Source organism: Streptomyces sp. NPDC014861 (genome assembly GCF_043081625.1).
GTDB lineage: Bacteria > Actinomycetota > Actinomycetes > Streptomycetales > Streptomycetaceae > Streptomyces.
This window is the reverse complement of record NZ_JBIBWV010000011.1, coordinates 55,115-70,046: the sequence shown is the minus strand read 5'-3', so window position 1 is coordinate 70,046 and position 14,932 is coordinate 55,115. Positions and strand designations below refer to the sequence as shown.

The following is a 14,932-nucleotide window of genomic DNA, read 5'->3' as shown; positions in this document are numbered from 1 at the left end:
GGCTCCACTCTCTCCGACTGCTGCGGCCCCTCCGGCCGCGCCGGAGGGTGGGTCGGGGACGGTCGTCCCCGCACCGGTCTTCATTGTACGAGGATCCTCGTAGTTTGACAGTCGCCGTACTACGATGGGTATCGTACGAGCATCCCGCCGGGCCTCCCCCGTCCGGCCCCGGTCCTTCCCGAAACGGAGTCCCCGATGAGCGCCGCCCTCTTCGAGCCCTACACCCTCCGCTCGCTGACCGTGCCCAACCGCGTCTGGATGGCGCCGATGTGCCAGTACTCGGCGGAGGTCTTCGGGCCGAACGCCGGCGTCGCCGGCGACTGGCACTTCGCCCACTACGCCGCCCGCGCCACCGGCGGCGCCGGCCTGATCCTCGTCGAGGCCACCGCCGTCTCCCCCGAGGGCCGGATCAGCCCCGCCGACCTCGGCCTGTGGAACGACACCCAGACCGAGGCCCTGCGCCGGATCACCTCCTTCCTCAAGGCCCAGGGCACCGTCCCCGGCATCCAGATCGGGCACGCGGGCCGCAAGGCCGCCACCGAGCGCCCCTGGCTCGGCCGCGGCCCCGCGTCGCCCGAGGAGGCGTGGCAGCCGGTCGCCCCGAGCCCGGTCCCGTACGCCGACGACCACCAGGTGCCCACCGAGCTGACCGAGGAGGGCATCCGGGAGATCGTCGGGCAGTTCGCCGACGCGGCCCGCCGCGCCCTGGACGCCGGCTTCCAGGTCGTCGAGGTGCACGGCGCCCACGGCTACCTCATCGGCGAGTTCCTCTCCCCGCACAGCAACCACCGCACCGACGCCTACGGAGGCTCCTTCGAGAACCGCACCCGGCTCGCGCTGGAGGTCGTCGACGCGGTCCGGGCCGTCTGGCCCGAGGACCTGCCCGTCCTCTTCCGCGTCTCCGCCACCGACTGGCTGGAGGAGGCCGGGTGGACCCCGGACGAGACCGTGCGCTTCGCCGCGCTGCTCCGCGCGCACGGCGTCGACCTCCTGGACGTCTCCAGCGGCGGCAACGGCGGGCCCGCCCGGATCCCCGTCGGCCCCGGCTACCAGGTACCCTTCGCCGCCCGCGTCAGGGCCGAGACCGGGCTGCCGGTCGCCGCCGTCGGCCTCATCACCGAACCCGCGCAGGCCGAGAAGATCGTCGCCAACGGCGAGGCCGACGCCGTCCTGCTCGGCCGCGAGCTGCTCCGCGACGCCTCCTGGCCCCGCCGCGCCGCCCGCGAACTCGGCGCCTCGACCTTCGCGCCGCCGCAGTACGCCTGGGCGATCTGAAGCACTCCCGGCGCCGCCCCGGACACCCCGCGACCGCCCGGTCACGGGGTGTCCGGGCGCCGTTGTCAGTGGCCGGGTGCAGACTGGCCGGTATCCGCGACAACGACGTCCTGGAGGTGGGCCCCATGCCCGACGTACTTCTCACCGTAGGCACCCGCAAGGGACTCTTCATCGGCCGCAGGCACGACGGGCGCTGGGAGTTCGACGATCCGCACTTCCCGGCCCAGGCCGTCTACTCGGTGGCCATCGACACCCGGCCCGACACCCCGCGGCTGCTGGTCGGCGGCGACAGCGCCCACTGGGGCCCGTCCGTCTTCCACTCCGACGACCTCGGCCGGACCTGGGCCGAACCGCCCGCGCCCGCCGTCAAGTTCCCCCAGGACACCGGCGCCTCCCTGGAGCGCGTCTGGCAGCTCCACCCGGCCCCCGCCCACTCCCCCGGCGTCGTGTACGCGGGCACCGAACCGGCCGCGCTCTTCCGCTCCGACGACGGCGGCGAGTCCTTCGCGCTGGTCCGCCCGCTGTGGGAGCACCCCACCCGCTCCCGGTGGGAGCCGGGCGGAGGCGGCGAGGCCGTGCACACCGTCGTCACCGACCGCCGCGACCCCGGCGCCGTCACCGTGGCCGTCTCCACTGCCGGCGTCTTCCGCAGCCGGGACGGCGGCGCCTCCTGGGCCCCGTCCAACGAGGGCGTCTCCGCCGTCTTCCGGCCCGACCCGCACCCCGAGTTCGGCCAGTGCGTGCACAAGATCGCCCAGGACGCGGGCGACCTGGACCGGCTCTACCTCCAGAACCACTGGGGTGTCTACCGCAGCGACGACGCCGGCGGCAGCTGGACCGACATCGGCGGACCGCTCCCCTCCGACTTCGGCTTCGCCGTCGCCGCGCACCCGCACCGCCCCGACACCGCCTACGTCTTCCCCATCACCGCCGACTCCGACCGGGTCCCGGCGGAGCGCCGCTGCCGGGTCTACCGCACCAGGGACGCCGGCACGAGCTGGGAGCCGCTGGACAAGGGCCTCCCGCGGGGCGACCACTACGGCACCGTCCTCCGCGACGCCCTGTGCACGGACGACGCCGACCCGGCGGGCGTCTACTTCGGCAACCGCAACGGCGAGTTGTACGCCAGCGACGACGACGGCGACAGCTGGCGCCTCCTCGCCGACCACCTGCCGGACGTCCTCTGCGTCAGGGCGGCGGTGGTCTGAACACCCCGCCGCCCCGCGGCCGTCGGCGCACCGCTCAGGGCAGCAGCCAGTCCACCGGCTCGGCGCCCTGGGCGACCAGCATCTCGTTGGCCCGGCTGAAGGGCCGGGAGCCGAAGAAGCCCCGGTCCGCGGAGCGCGGGGACGGGTGCGCCGACTCGACGGCGGGCAGCCCGCCCAGCAGGGGACGGGCGTTGCGCGCGTCCCGGCCCCAGAGGATGGACACCAGCGGCTTGCCCCGGCCGGCGAGGGCGCGGATGGCCTGCTCGGTGACCTCCTCCCAGCCCTTGTTCCGGTGGGCGCCCGCGTTGCGCGGGGAGGTGGTGAGCGTCCTGTTGAGAAGCAGGACGCCCTGCCGGGTCCACGGCGTGAGGTCGCCGTTGGAGGGCCGGGGGTGGCCCAGGTCCTGGTGCATCTCCCAGAAGATGTTCAGGAGACTGGCCGGCAGCTGCCGCACCTCCGGCGCCACGGCGAAGCTCAGGCCGATCGCCATCCCCGGCGTGGGGTAGGGGTCCTGACCCACGATCAGGACCCGCACGTCGTCGAAGGGCTGCTGGAAGGCGCGCAGGACGTTCGCCCCCGACGGCAGGTACGTCCGGCCCGCGGCGACCTCCGCCCGCAGGAAGTCCCCCATCTCGGCCACCCGGCCCGCGACGGGCTCCAGAGCCTTCGCCCAACCGGGCTCCACCAGTTCGTTCAACGGTCTCGCAGTCACAGCCCGTCACTCTAGCGGCCTACACCGACAACACCCTCCGCCCTAGACTGCGGGCCCCAGACACCCCACCCGGTGAGGACGGTCGCGAGCGTGGAGTCCCGTAACGAGCCCCGGCACCCGACCGGCGGCGCGACCGCCGGCGGGCCGGCGGACGCGGTGGTCGTCGGCATCGACTCGGGCGGCTCCGGGCTGAGGGTCGCCCTCGCCCGCGCCTCCGACGGCACGGTGCTCGGCCGGGAGGCCGCGGCCGGCCCCGTGCGGACCGGGCCCGGCGGCATCTCCGCCGACCACTTCCTGGCGGCGGTGCTGCCGGCCGTCGCCGCGCTGCGGGCGCGCCACGCGGAGGGACGGCCGGTGCTCGCCGCCGCCGTGGGCGCCGCCGGCATGGCCACCCTCGGCGAGGAGCTGCGGGCGGTCCTCCCGAGGGCCTTCGCGGACGCCTGGGGGGTGCGCGGCACCGCACTCGCCGCCGACGCCGTCACCGCCTACGCCGGGGCGCTCGGCGCGCGGCCCGGCGCGGTCGTCGCGGGCGGCACCGGCCTCATCGCCCTCGGCACCGACCTGACCGGCTGGCGCCGGGCCGACGGCTGGGGCCACCTCCTGGGCGACTGCGGCAGCGGCGCCTGGATCGGCCGGGCCGGCCTGGAGGCCGCGATGCGGGCGTACGACGGAAGGCGCGGCGGTTCGGCGGAGCTGCTGGCCCGGGCGGAGTCGCTGCACGGCCCGGCGGCGGGGCTGCCCGCCGCGCTCTACCCGCGCGCCGACCGGCCCGCCGTCCTCGCCGCCTTCGCCCCGGAGGTCGCGGCCCGCGCCGGGACCGACCCGGTCGCCGCGGGCATCCTGGAACGGGCCGCCGAGCACATCGCCGACGCCGCGGAGGCGGCCTGCCCGCCGGGGCCCGGCTCCGTCGTGGCGCTGACCGGCGGCCTGTTCCGGCTCGGCGAACCGCTCCTCGTACCGCTGCGGGCGGCGCTCGCGGACCGGCTGCCCGGGGTCGGCGCCGTCGCCCCCTCGGGCGATCCGCTGGACGGCGCGGTGACGCTGGCCACCGGGCTCGCGGGCACCGGGATCCGGCTCCCCGAGGACCCCGCGCTCCTCCGGATCGCCTGACGACGGCACCCGGGCCGGAGGACATCGCCGCTGGTCGAAGGCGTGCCGGGGCTCCGCACGGGGTCCGAGTCCGCTATGCGGTGCACGACGGGCGGGACATACGGGGACAGAAGGCGCGGGGTGCCACCTCACCGAACGCCGTCGTCCGCAAAGCCAGTAGCATGCGGCGCCATGAGCTCCCCCACTGGGCCCGCCAACGGCCTGCCTGTACGAATGCCGCGCCCCCGCCCGTCCGGGCGGCACCGTCGCCCCGACCCGGCGGCGGCGCCCGAGGGCGCTCCCGCCCTGGTGCTCGCCGTTCCCGGCGCGCCCTCGGCCGCCATACGCTCACTCGCCGACGAGCTGGTCAGCATCGCCCGGTCCGAGCTGCCCGGCCTGGAGGCCGCGATCGGGTTCGTGGACGGAGACGGCGCGGAGTACCCGACGCTCGCCGGTGTGCTGACCGCCGCCGCGGAGCTGCGTGAGGAGCGGTACCGGATCGCCGTGGCGGCCGGCCGCGAGGTCGGGGCCCCCGAGGGCCCGGCCGCGATCGTCGTCCCGCTGCTCGCCGGCCCGGACAGCGCTGTGATGCGCCGGATCCGCCAGGCGATCATGGACAGCGGCAACACCGCCGAGCTGACCGACGTGCTCGGCCCGCACCCGCTGCTCGCCGAGGCGCTGCACGTGCGCCTGTCGGAGGCCGGGCTCGCCCGCGCCGACCGCGCACGGCTCTTCACCGTCGCCACGGCCGCGGACGGCATCGTCCTGGCCACCGTCGGCGGCGAGGAGGCCGTCCAGGCGGCGGGCATCACGGGCATGCTGCTCGCGGCCCGGCTCGCCGTGCCGGTGATGGCCGCCGCGCTCGACCAGGAGGGCTCGATCGCCTCCGTGGCCGAGCAGCTGCGCGAGGCGGGCGCGGTGCAGCTGGCGCTCGCCCCGTACCTGATCGGCCCGGAACTGGCCGACGGCCTGCTCGACGAGGCGTCGAAGGAGGCCGGCTGCCCCGCGGCCGAGGCCCTGGGCGCCTACCCGGCCATCGGCAAGCTGGTGCTCTCGCAGTACGCGTCCGTGCTCGGCCTCCCGCAGCAGGGCGCGGCCCCCGCGCTCTGACCCGCCAGGAACCGCAGAAAGGGCCCGCACCGGACATCCGATGCGGGCCCTTCGCGTACCCCACCGCCGGGGGCGGCCTTTCGCCCGCCCCTCTGGGGGTGGGCCTTCGCCTTCCGCTCCGGGGGCTCTTCACGTGCCCTTCCGGGGGTGGGCCTTCGCCTTCCCTCCGGGGGCCCTTCACGTGCCCTTCAGGGGGTGGGCCTTCGCCTTCCCCTCCGGGGTGTCAGCCGAAGACCACGCAGGTGACCGCCGGGGCCTCGACGGAGCCGGAGCGGACCGGCGTACCGGTGCCGGGGTCGATGTCGAACCAGGTGACGTCGCCGGAGCGCTCGTTCGCCGCGTACAGCCGCCGCCCGGACGGGTCGAGGGCGAGGTCGCGGGGCCAGCGGCCGCCGCAGGGCACCGTGGCGGAGCGGATCGCCTCGTCGCCCGCCGGGGAGAGGACGAGGACGGCGATCGTGTCGGTGCCGCGCACCGCCACCCACAGGAACCGCCCGTCGGGCGCCACGACGACGGCCGAGGGGTACGCCGGCCCCACGGTGTCCGCGTCGACGAGCGGGATCTCCGCGAGCGGCGTCAGCTCGCCGCGCTGGGCGTCCCAGCGGCAGACGGTGACGGCGGGCTCCAGCTCGCCGACCACGTAGGCGTGCCGGCCCGAGGGGTGGAAGGCGAGGTGGCGGGGGCCGTACCCGGGCCGCAGGGCGGTCTCCCTGTGCAGGCGGAGGCTGCCGTCGGCGGGGTCGAGGGCGCAGACGCGCACCGAGTCCGTGCCGAGGTCCACGCTGACCGTCCACCGGCCGCTCGGGTCGGGCACGACCTGGTGGGCGTGGGGCCCGGCCTGGCGGTCGGCGACCGGGCCGCCGCCCTCGTGGTGGAGGACGCCGGTGGCGGGGCCGGGCGTGCCGTCGGCGCCGAGGGGCAGGACGCTGACGCTTCCGGAGGTGTAGTTGGCGGTGAGGAGATGGCCGGCGGCGACGGTCAGGTGGGTGGGGCCGGAGCCGTCGACGGGCGCGGGGGCGCCGAGCGGGCGCGGCGCGGGCCCGTCGACGGCGAGGGCCGCGACGGCGCCCGACTCGGTCTCGGAGACGGCGTAGAGGACGCCGCCGGCGAGGGCGAGGTAGGAGGGGTCGGCGAGGGCGTCGGTCGCGCCGGTGACGGTGAGCGCGCCGGTCCCCGGGTCGACGTCGGCGGCGAGCACGCCGAGGCCGCCGGCCGAGGTGAAGGAGCCGAGGTAGGCCCTGGCCCGTCCCGCTCCCCGCTCACGTGTCTCGTCGGTCCCGCCCACGGCGCCTCCCTGCCCCTGGGCCGGTCGCTGCGACCGGCCGTCTCGGGGCGACGGTAGCAGGCGGTCTAGACCAAGTTCGATCAGCCGGCGGCAGGCGGCGTCAGGAACGGACCAGGAGGGAGCCCGGCGGGGTGCGGAGCGGTTCGTCGAGGGCGGCGAGCAGCCGTTCCAGGCCGCTGACGTGGCCGAGGGCGGCGGGGGCCGGGTGAGGGGCGGGCTCGGCCCCGTCGGCCTGCCGGACCGGGGCGGGCTCCGGCGCGCCGGGCGAGGTGAGCCCTTCGACGGCGGTCTCGACCCGCCAGCAGGCGGCGGCGAGGCGGGCGTCGTGGCTGGCGTCCGGGTCGGCGGCGACGGCGGCGAGGCCGCGCACCTCGGCGGCGCACTCGTCGAGCAGGGCGAGGACCTGGCGAGCGCGTCCCTTGCGCTCGCGGAACGGGCTGAGCGGGTGGACGAGCGGGGCGACGGAGAGCCGCACCCGGCCGAGCAGCAGGTCGAGCTCGGCGACGTGCGGGCTCGGGTCGGCCCGCTCGTCGCCGGCCAGCCGCCGCTCGGAGGCGGCCGTGGCGGCGTGCACGGCCCGCAGCGCGCGCTGGATCCAGGCGTCGTTGATGGCGTGGGTGGTGACCGGGAGGATCAGCAGGACGGCGAGGGCGGCGCAGACCGCGCCGACGACGGTCTCCTCAAGGCGCAGCACGAGGAGCGCCGGGTCGAGGACGCCGAGGAGGCCGTAGAGCAGCCCGGCCATCACGGTGACGGCCAGCATCATCCAGCTGTAGGAGAGCGGCGCGGTGTAGAAGATCCCGAAGACGCAGACGGCCACCAGGAGGGCGGTGGGCAGCGGGGCGCCGTGCAGCGGGATCGCGACGACCATGCCGACGGCGATGCCGAGGAGCGTGCCGAGGAAGCGGCGGAAGCCGCGGACGAGGGTCTCGCCGCGGGAGACGGTGTTCACGAAGATCCACCAGGTGGTGCCGACGGCCCAGTACCAGCGGTCCTCGGAGAGCACCTGGCCGATGCCGAGCGCCACCGCGCAGGCGGCGGTGGCCTGGACGGCCTGCCGGGTGGTGATCCGGGCGAGGCCCGTGCCGGGGAGCGGGGCGGGGGCGGCCGGCGGCGGGGTGCGCCGCTCGATCGGCCAGAGCGCGAAGCGCACGGTCCCGGCCGCCGCGAGGGCGATGCCGACGGCCGCGTACAGCTCGGGGAGCTGGCCGGGGACGGCGTGCAGGAACTGGGTGCTGAAGAAGTTCATGAAGGCGAAGATGCCGAGCGCGTGGCCGCGCGGGCCCCAACGCCGGGCGTAGACGCCGCAGAGGACGACGAGGAGGAAGGCCGTGTCCCTCAGGAGGGTGTGGTCGTGCAGCAGGGTGGCCAGGGCGAGCACCGGGAAGCCGGCGAGCGGGAGCAGCAGGGTGGTGACGGCCTGGCCGCGGACGGTGGCGTCGGTGACGGTGAACAGGGCGAGCAGCGCCGCCAGCCCTCCGGTGATCGACGCGGTCAGCGAGAAGCCGGCCAGCTCGGCCGCGGTCACCGCGAGCGCGATGCCGAGCACGGCGCGCAGGCCGGTCCTGAGCCGGAGAAGCCCCGGGTCCGGAGCCATGAACATCCTCTTCACGACGGTCGGCCGCCCCCTCGTCTTGCCGCTCGCCCGCCCGCGGGCGGTCCCCGGGGTGGTGGGGTGCGCACGGACACGACGAAGGCGCCGCCGTCCGGGGCGGCCTCGTCGCCGTCCCGGCGCCGCGGCGCCGAAGTTGTCTGATGGATACAAGGGAAACACCGACCGGGCCCTTGGCTCAAATCGCCGGAGAAGGACTGTGCCATCGGCCCGGTCTCCGCGCGTCACACCGGTCCGGGTGCGAGCCAGTGGACCAGGTCGGCGCCGGGCCGGGCGAGGGCGGCGCGAGCGGCCGGTACGGCCCGGGGGTGCCGCAGCAGGTCGGCGAGCGCGGTGTGGCCGCGCCGCTCGGCGTGCTCCCGGGCGGTGGTGCCGTGCGCGTCGGCCAGCCCGGGATCGGCGCCGGCGGCGAGCAGCAGCGCGACGACCTTCTGGTGGGCCGGACCTCCGTCGCCGAGGATGACCGCCGCCAGGAGCGCGGTCCAGCCCAGGTCGTCGACGTGGTCGACGTCGATCGGGGTCTCGCGCAGCACGGCGCGGACGTAGGACACGTGACCGCGTTCGGCGGCGGGGACGAGGCTGGTGCCGCCGAAACGGTTCGTCAGCCGGAGGTCGGGGGCGGGGTCACCGCCGAGCAGCACCCGCAGCATGGCGACGCTGCCGGTGGCGCCGGTCGCCAGCCAGGGGGTGTCGTGCCGGGCGTCCAGCGCGTTGACGTCGGCGCCCGCGACGACCAGCGCGCGGGCGGACTCGACGTGGTCGCCGGCCACGGCGAGCAGCAGCGGGGAGCGCAGCTCCTCGTCGCGGGTCTCGGTCCTGGCACCGTCGGCGAGCGCGGCGCGGACGCCGACGGCATCGCCCCGGCGGGCGGCGGCGAGGAGCCGGCGGTCGGGTGTGGCGGTCACGGCGGTCACAGCGGTCACAGCGGTCACGACGGTCTCCTCGGGCCGGGGCGGGGGCTGGGGGGCGGGGTCTGGGGGGAGGGGTCTCGGGGGCGGGGTCGGAGGCGGGGGCGAGTGGCGTGCGGGTCCGGTGGCGGCTGGGTACGGGGCCGGTGGCGGGTCCGGGACGGCGTGCGGGCCGACGGCGCGGGCGCATGCGCCGTCGGGTACGGGGCCGGTAGCGGCCGGGTGCGGGGTACGGGCCGGTGGCCGACGGGGTACCGGCCGGTGACGGCCGGGCGGGTGGCGGGTGCGGGACGGCGTGCGGGGCCGACGGCGGCCGGGCGGGCGTGCCCGGACGCCGTCGGGGTCGGGAGCCCCGGGCGCCGGCCTACTTGGCGAGGGCGTCGACGCCGGCCTGGGCGAACTTCTGGTCGAGGTCGCCGGAGGGGGCGCCGGCGACACCGATGCCGGCGACGGGGGCGTTCTTCGCGGTGACGGGGGCGCCGCCGCCGAGGAAGAGGGTGCCCGGGATGTCCTTGAGGTTGGGGGCCTGCTCCAGGCGCTTGACCAGCTCGGTGGTCGGGGCGTTCCAGGAGACGGCGGTGTACGCCTTCTTCTCGGCGGACTCGTAGGACTGCGGGCCCGCGCCCTCGCCGCGGAGGGTGACGAGGGTGTTGCCGTCGCGGTCCACGACGGCGACGGAGACGCGCTGGTTCTCCTTCTCGGCGGCGTCGAGCGCGGCCTGCGCGGCCTTGGTCGCGGCGTCGATCGTCAGGTGGGTGCTCGTGGTGGTGTTCTTCTTCTTCGCGTCGGCCTTGGCGACGGCGGCGGGAGCGGCGGCCGGGGTGGCGGCGTTGGCGGAGACCGCGCCGAAGGCGCCGGCGCCCAGGGCGACCAGGGCCGCGCCACCGGTCAGGACACGGGCACGCTTCGAGATCTGCTTCATGGTCGGTCACTCCTCGGACTGCTACGGGGCGGGATCGGGCCGGTGGAGACCGGCCCGTACGACCGGGAGGCCGTGTCGCCGTCCCGCTCTGCACTCCATCCTGGGCGCGGTCCCGGGCCCGTACGGTCGCCCCGGCGGATGGTCGTCCGGCCCCGCCCGGCGGACCGCGGGGTCAGCCGATCGGACGACCCCGAGGCGGCCGGGGACGGGGTAGGCGCACGGGGAGGGAGCCGTACGCGCCCCTCCGGAACGGCCGCCTCCGCGCCGGTTACAGTCGGGACCGTCCCGGCGGATCCGCCCGCCGGGCGGACCATCGCGCCGGGGCCGACCCGGCGGGGCACGGGGAGGCCGGCACGTCATGGCGGTGGACGAACTCGACACCCGCATCCTGCGGCTCCTGATCGAGCAGCCGCGCACCAGCGTGCGGGAGTACGCGCGGATCCTGGGCGTCGCCCGGGGCACCGTGCAGGCGCGCATCGACCGGCTCGAACGGGACGGCGTGATCACGGCCACCGGCCCGGTCCTCTCCCCCGCCGCGCTCGGGCATCCGGTGCTGGCCTTCGTACACGTGGAGGTCACCCAGGGGCATCTGGACGAGGTCGGCGACGCGCTCGCCTCCGTGCCGGAGATCGTCGAGGCGTTCTCCATCACCGGCGGGGGCGATCTCCTGACCAGGGTGGTGGCCCGGGACGCGGGCCACCTGGAGGACGTCATCCAGCGGCTGATCCAGCTGCCGGGCGTGGTCCGTACCCGTACCGAGATCGCGCTGCGCGAGCGGGTCCCCCACCGGATGCTGCCGCTGGTGGAGTCGATGGGCCGGGGCGGCACCGAGCGGCGGCCGAGGAGCCGGTGACGTGGGTGGGGGGCGGGCGGCGGCGACCGGCGCTTCGCGTGGGGGCGGGCGGCAGCCGGGGCTTCGGGTGCGGGCAAGCGGCGGCCGGGGCCTGCGGCTCGGGGCGAGGACGAGCAGCGGACGGGCCGGTGCCCAGGTTGCGGGGGCGGGCGGGGGTCGGGCGGGTGGCCCGGGTGTGACGGCGGGCGGCGGGCGCGTCCGGGGCTGAGTGGGGGCGGGCTGCGGGCCAGTGACTCGGGTGGGACGGCAGGCGGCGGGCGCGGCCGGGGACTGGGGTGAGGGCGGACTGCGGGCCGGTGGCCCGGGTAGGACGGCCGGCGGCTGGCGGCGGGCCCGGCCGGGGACTCGGGTGGGAGGAGCGAGCGGAAGGCCCTGCCGGTGACTGGGTCGCAGGGCGGGCTTTTCGCGCGCCGGTGACTCGGGCGCGGGCGCGAGGGCAGGCGCGGACGGCGCGGGGGCGGTCTTGGACGAGGGCGCGGGCGCGGGCGCGGGCTGCGGGCGGTAACTCGGGTGCGGGGACGGGTGGGGGCATGGCAGGGTACGGGCGACCTTTCCCCGTCCCTCCGGAGCCGCGCCATGGCGATCCCCGCCCGACTCGTCCCCCTCCTCGCCCAGTTCGACTTCGCGCGGCAGCGGCTGACGGACCGTCTGTCAGGGCCGGTGGTGGACAGCGGCAACGGCACGGACGTGCCGGTGGGCCCGATGACGGACGACGAGTACCTGTGGGAGCCGGTGCCCGGCTGCTGGTCGCTCCGGCGGACGGCCGACGGTCCCGGTCCCGCCGCCGAGCTGCTGACCGGCGCAGGCGCGTGGGGCCGGGAGTCCTCCCCGTACCCGCATCCCGTGCCGCCGCCCTTCACCACCCTCGCCTGGCGGCTGGCGCATCTGAGCGAGCTGCTGGCGCTCCGCGCCGACCACACGAACGGCACCCGGTCCCTGACCCGTGACGACCACCGGGCGGCCGGGGACGCCGCCGGTGCGATCGCCGCCTTCGACACGGCCGCCGAAGCGTGGCGCACGGCGCTGCTCTCGGTGGGCGACGAGGAGCTCGACACCGTCGGGCACTGCACCTACCCGCACGGCAGCGACGCGGAGGAGCCCTTCCTGGAGATCGTCTGGTGGGTCAACCAGGAACTCCTGCACCACGGCGCCGAGATCGCCCTCCTGCGCGACCTGTACCGGGTCCGGAGCCGGTGACGGCGGGCCCTCGGGAGGCTCGTCAGTCGGTCGTGGTCCGGGCGAGGACCAGCGCCACGTCGTCCTGCGCCGGGCCGCCGAGCAGTCGGCCGAGGACGGCGTCGCAGATCTCCTCCAGCGGGCCGTCGGCCCGGCCGAGGGCGCGGCCGAGCTGGCGCATGCCCTCGTCGAGGTCCCGGTCCCTGGCCTCGATCAGGCCGTCGGTGTAGAGCGTGAGCAGGCCCCCGGGAGGCAGCGGGAACTCCTCGGTGCCGAAGTCGTGCGCTCCGGTGCCCAGCGGTGTCCCGGGCGGTCCCTGGAGGAAGGAGACCGACCCGTCGGGGGTGACCACGGCGGGCGGCGGGTGGCCGGCGCGGGCGATCGTCCAGAGACCGGTGGCCGGGGAGTGCACCGCGTACAGGCAGGTCGCCATCGTGTCCTCGCCCAGGTCGGCGACGACGGCGTCGAGGGAGCGGAGCATCTCGATGGGCGGGATGTCGTGGCGCGCCAGGGTCCGCACGGCGGTGCGGAGCTGGCCCATGACGGCTGCGGCGTGGATGCCGTGGCCCATCACGTCGCCGATGACGAGGCCGGTGCGTCCCTCGGGCAGCGCGATCACGTCGAACCAGTCCCCGCCGACGTCGTGGGCGCTCGCGGGGAGGTAGCGACCGGTGAGTTCGAGGCCCGTGACGGCGGGCAGGGCGCTGTTGGTGAGGCTGCGCTGGAGGGCGAGGGCGGCGGCCCGCTGGGTGGTGTAGAGCCGGGCGTTGTCGATGTTGAGCGCGGCCCGGGCGACGACCTCGTCGATGAGCACCGCGTCCTGGTCGTCGAAGGGTTCACGGTTCTTGAGCCGGGTGACGGTGACGGCGCCGAGGACCTGGCCCCGGGCGACGAGCGGGACGGTACGGGCGGACCCGAAGCCGGTCGACAGGTAGTCGCGCAGCGACGCGGCGACCTTCCCGGGGAAAAGGACCGGGATGTCGGCGGCGCTGAGGAAGGTGGGCCGGCCGTCGAGGACGAGCCGCTCGTACGCGGAGTCGGCGGGCAGCTGGAAGGTCTGGCCGGGCGCCAGGAGCGGGCTCGGCGGCAGCGGTTCGGGGAAGACGGCGGCGATGCGGCGCAGCACGCCGCGTGAGGAGGCGGCCGGGTCGTCGGGCTCCAGGACGGATTCCAGCATCTGCACGTCGGCGGAGTCGCACAGCTGCGGCACGAGGAAGCGGACGACCTCCTCGGCGGTCTGCCGCAGGTCGAGGGTGGTGCCGATGCGCGCGCCGGCCTCGGAGAGCAGGGCGAAGCGGTGGCGGGCCCGCTCGACCTCGATGTGCGCCTCCTGGCTCTCGGTGATGTCGACGAGGGAGGCGATGAGCCCGAGGGGGCGTCCGGCCCGGCCCGTGGGATCGGCGGCGCCGTCGGCGTGGTGGACGCCGGGGGTGTGGTCGCCGGGGCGGGGGCGGCGGGCGCTGGTGCCCGAGGCCGCCGGCGCCGGGCGGCCGGCCCGCTCGACGAGCGGCGCGTAGGAGCAGGACCAGATGTGGTCGCGGTCGGGGTCGGCGGGGGTGCGGCCGACCCGCCGGGCGTCGATGACGGGCGTACGGGAGGCGAGGACCTGCCGCATCAGCGATTCCAGCGCGGCGGCGTTGACGCCGGGCACCACCTCGGTGAGGCGGCGGCCCACGTGTTCGGCGGCGGTGACGCCGTTCATCCGGGCCAGGGCGTCGTTGACCCGCAGGAAGCGCAGGTCGGGGCCGAGCAGGGCGAGCCCTATCGGCGACTGGGTGAAGAGGCTCTCCATGGCGGCGAGGTTCTCCCGCATCCGCAGGACCTCGGAGGTCTCCACCGCGATCAGCATGGCGCCGGGCCGGCCGGTGGGGTCGGCCGCGGGCACGATCCACATCTCCATCGGGACCGTGTGCCCGTCGCGGTGGCGGACCGGCAGCGTGCCGACCATCGTCTCGCCGGCCTGGACGCGGCGGGTGAGCCCCTCGGCGAGCTCCCGGTTGGCGTCCGGGACGAGGAGAGGGGCGGCGGGCAGGCCGAGCACGTGCTCGGGCCGGTGGCCGAGGAGGTCCTGGGCGGCGAGCGACCACTCGACGATGCGGCCCTCGGCGTCCTCGCGCCACAGCGCGATCGGCAGCAGTTCCCGGAGCACGCCCGCGTCCCCCACGGCCGCTCGCGGCGGCTGCGGAGCACTGCTCGGCGACGACTGATGAGCGTCCACGCATCGACCTACGCATCGGCTTGGCCCCGGGGGGCAATCCCTATCGAATCACCCTAGCCGAGGTGCCTTCGGCGGGCTTGCGCGGCGCATCCGTTCGGCTGCGCACCACTGGCCCCAGCCTGGGGTGGTGGGGTGGTGGGGCGGGGGGGGCGGGGGCCGGGGCCGGGGGCGGGCCAAGGCCCGGGGGGCGGGCCAAGGCCCGGGGGGCGGGCCAAGGCCCGGGGGGCGGGCCAAGACCCGGGGAGGGCCAAGGCCCGAGGGGCGAACTGGGCCGGAGCGTGGGACTGGGCCGGAGGGTGGAACTGGGCCGGGAGCGGGACACGGGGCCATGAGGGACGGGTGCCGAGGGGGCGGGGCCGGGTGGGGGCGAGGCCCCGGTGAAGGCTTGCCCGATGGGGGCGGGCGCGGGTGAGGGCGAGGCCGAGGCCGTCGCGAGGTACCGGTGGCGCGGACCGGTGGGGACGAGGCCGGGTGGGGGCTGGCCCGGGTGGGGCGGGGCCGGTGAGGGCGGGGCCGAGGTGGGCGCGAGGCCCAGGTGGCGCGGACCGATGGGGGCGGGCCCGG

At 76.7% G+C, this 14,932-nt stretch carries 12 protein-coding genes; 6 read left to right on the top strand and 6 right to left on the bottom strand.

Annotation, left to right across the window (positions count from 1 at the left end; translation table 11 throughout):
* The first annotated feature begins 195 nt into the window (after nt 1-195).
* The gene (locus tag ACF1BN_RS22410; RefSeq protein WP_392333358.1) at nt 196-1,275 is read left to right on the top strand and encodes an NADH:flavin oxidoreductase/NADH oxidase; all 1,080 of its coding nucleotides are present in this window, start codon (nt 196-198) and stop codon (nt 1,273-1,275) included.
* Between the two features lie 125 nt (nt 1,276-1,400).
* On the top strand, nt 1,401-2,483 hold the full coding sequence (locus tag ACF1BN_RS22405) for a WD40/YVTN/BNR-like repeat-containing protein (RefSeq protein WP_392333357.1): 1,083 nt from the start codon (nt 1,401-1,403) through the stop codon (nt 2,481-2,483).
* A 34-nt stretch (nt 2,484-2,517) separates the two neighbouring features.
* On the opposite strand, the gene ACF1BN_RS22400 is transcribed toward ACF1BN_RS22405, so the two are convergent.
* Nucleotides 2,518-3,195, bottom strand: coding sequence for a uracil-DNA glycosylase (locus ACF1BN_RS22400; protein WP_392333356.1), 678 nt, complete (start codon nt 3,193-3,195; stop codon nt 2,518-2,520).
* A gap of 90 nt (nt 3,196-3,285) precedes the next feature.
* On the opposite strand from ACF1BN_RS22400, the gene ACF1BN_RS22395 reads away from it, so the two are divergent.
* Nucleotides 3,286-4,305: an N-acetylglucosamine kinase gene (locus tag ACF1BN_RS22395; RefSeq protein ID WP_392333355.1), complete on the top strand. Its 1,020-nt coding sequence runs from the start codon at nt 3,286-3,288 to the stop codon at nt 4,303-4,305.
* 171 nt (nt 4,306-4,476) lie between these two features.
* On the top strand, nt 4,477-5,394 hold the full coding sequence (locus ACF1BN_RS22390; protein WP_392333354.1) for a sirohydrochlorin chelatase: 918 nt from the start codon (nt 4,477-4,479) through the stop codon (nt 5,392-5,394).
* Between the two features lie 223 nt (nt 5,395-5,617).
* Here ACF1BN_RS22390 and ACF1BN_RS22385 read toward each other — a convergent pair whose 3' ends face one another.
* The 4 genes from ACF1BN_RS22385 to ACF1BN_RS22370 all read right to left on the bottom strand — a co-directional run bounded on the left by ACF1BN_RS22385 (nt 5,618) and on the right by ACF1BN_RS22370 (nt 10,121).
* On the bottom strand, nt 5,618-6,679 hold the full coding sequence (locus tag ACF1BN_RS22385; RefSeq protein WP_392333353.1) for a lactonase family protein: 1,062 nt from the start codon (nt 6,677-6,679) through the stop codon (nt 5,618-5,620).
* 100 nt (nt 6,680-6,779) lie between these two features.
* A complete protein-coding gene (locus ACF1BN_RS22380) occupies nt 6,780-8,282 on the bottom strand; it encodes an FUSC family protein (protein ID WP_392333468.1) in 1,503 nt (500 codons plus the stop codon).
* A 233-nt stretch (nt 8,283-8,515) separates the two neighbouring features.
* Nucleotides 8,516-9,223 carry an ankyrin repeat domain-containing protein gene (locus tag ACF1BN_RS22375; RefSeq protein WP_392333352.1) on the bottom strand — a complete coding sequence of 236 codons (708 nt, stop codon included), beginning with the start codon at nt 9,221-9,223 and terminating at the stop codon, nt 8,516-8,518.
* A 340-nt stretch (nt 9,224-9,563) separates the two neighbouring features.
* Nucleotides 9,564-10,121: a heme-binding protein gene (locus ACF1BN_RS22370; RefSeq protein ID WP_392333351.1), complete on the bottom strand. Its 558-nt coding sequence runs from the start codon at nt 10,119-10,121 to the stop codon at nt 9,564-9,566.
* Nucleotides 10,122-10,479: 358 nt separating this feature from the next.
* On the opposite strand from ACF1BN_RS22370, the gene ACF1BN_RS22365 reads away from it, so the two are divergent.
* Both ACF1BN_RS22365 and ACF1BN_RS22360 read left to right on the top strand, forming a co-directional pair.
* Entirely contained in the window at nt 10,480-10,974 is a 495-nt protein-coding gene (locus ACF1BN_RS22365) for an Lrp/AsnC family transcriptional regulator (RefSeq protein WP_392333350.1), read from the top strand.
* A 576-nt stretch (nt 10,975-11,550) separates the two neighbouring features.
* Entirely contained in the window at nt 11,551-12,171 is a 621-nt protein-coding gene (locus ACF1BN_RS22360) for a DinB family protein (RefSeq protein WP_392333349.1), read from the top strand.
* 22 nt (nt 12,172-12,193) lie between these two features.
* On the opposite strand, the gene ACF1BN_RS22355 is transcribed toward ACF1BN_RS22360, so the two are convergent.
* A complete protein-coding gene (locus ACF1BN_RS22355) occupies nt 12,194-14,368 on the bottom strand; it encodes a SpoIIE family protein phosphatase (RefSeq protein ID WP_392333348.1) in 2,175 nt (724 codons plus the stop codon).
* Nucleotides 14,369-14,932 lie beyond the last annotated feature (564 nt).

Excerpts from the sequence above, each read along its gene's own strand:
- ACF1BN_RS22360 (WP_392333349.1), top strand. The coding sequence starts at position 11,551 with ATGGCGATCCCCGCCCGACTCGTCCCCCTCCTCGCCCAGTTCGACTTC.
- ACF1BN_RS22410 (WP_392333358.1), top strand. The coding sequence starts at position 196 with ATGAGCGCCGCCCTCTTCGAGCCCTACACCCTCCGCTCGCTGACCGTG.
- ACF1BN_RS22405 (WP_392333357.1), top strand. The coding sequence starts at position 1,401 with ATGCCCGACGTACTTCTCACCGTAGGCACCCGCAAGGGACTCTTCATC.
- ACF1BN_RS22370 (WP_392333351.1), bottom strand. The coding sequence starts at position 10,121 with ATGAAGCAGATCTCGAAGCGTGCCCGTGTCCTGACCGGTGGCGCGGCC.
- ACF1BN_RS22380 (WP_392333468.1), bottom strand. The coding sequence starts at position 8,282 with ATGTTCATGGCTCCGGACCCGGGGCTTCTCCGGCTCAGGACCGGCCTG.
- ACF1BN_RS22390 (WP_392333354.1), top strand. The coding sequence starts at position 4,477 with ATGAGCTCCCCCACTGGGCCCGCCAACGGCCTGCCTGTACGAATGCCG.
- ACF1BN_RS22365 (WP_392333350.1), top strand. The coding sequence starts at position 10,480 with ATGGCGGTGGACGAACTCGACACCCGCATCCTGCGGCTCCTGATCGAG.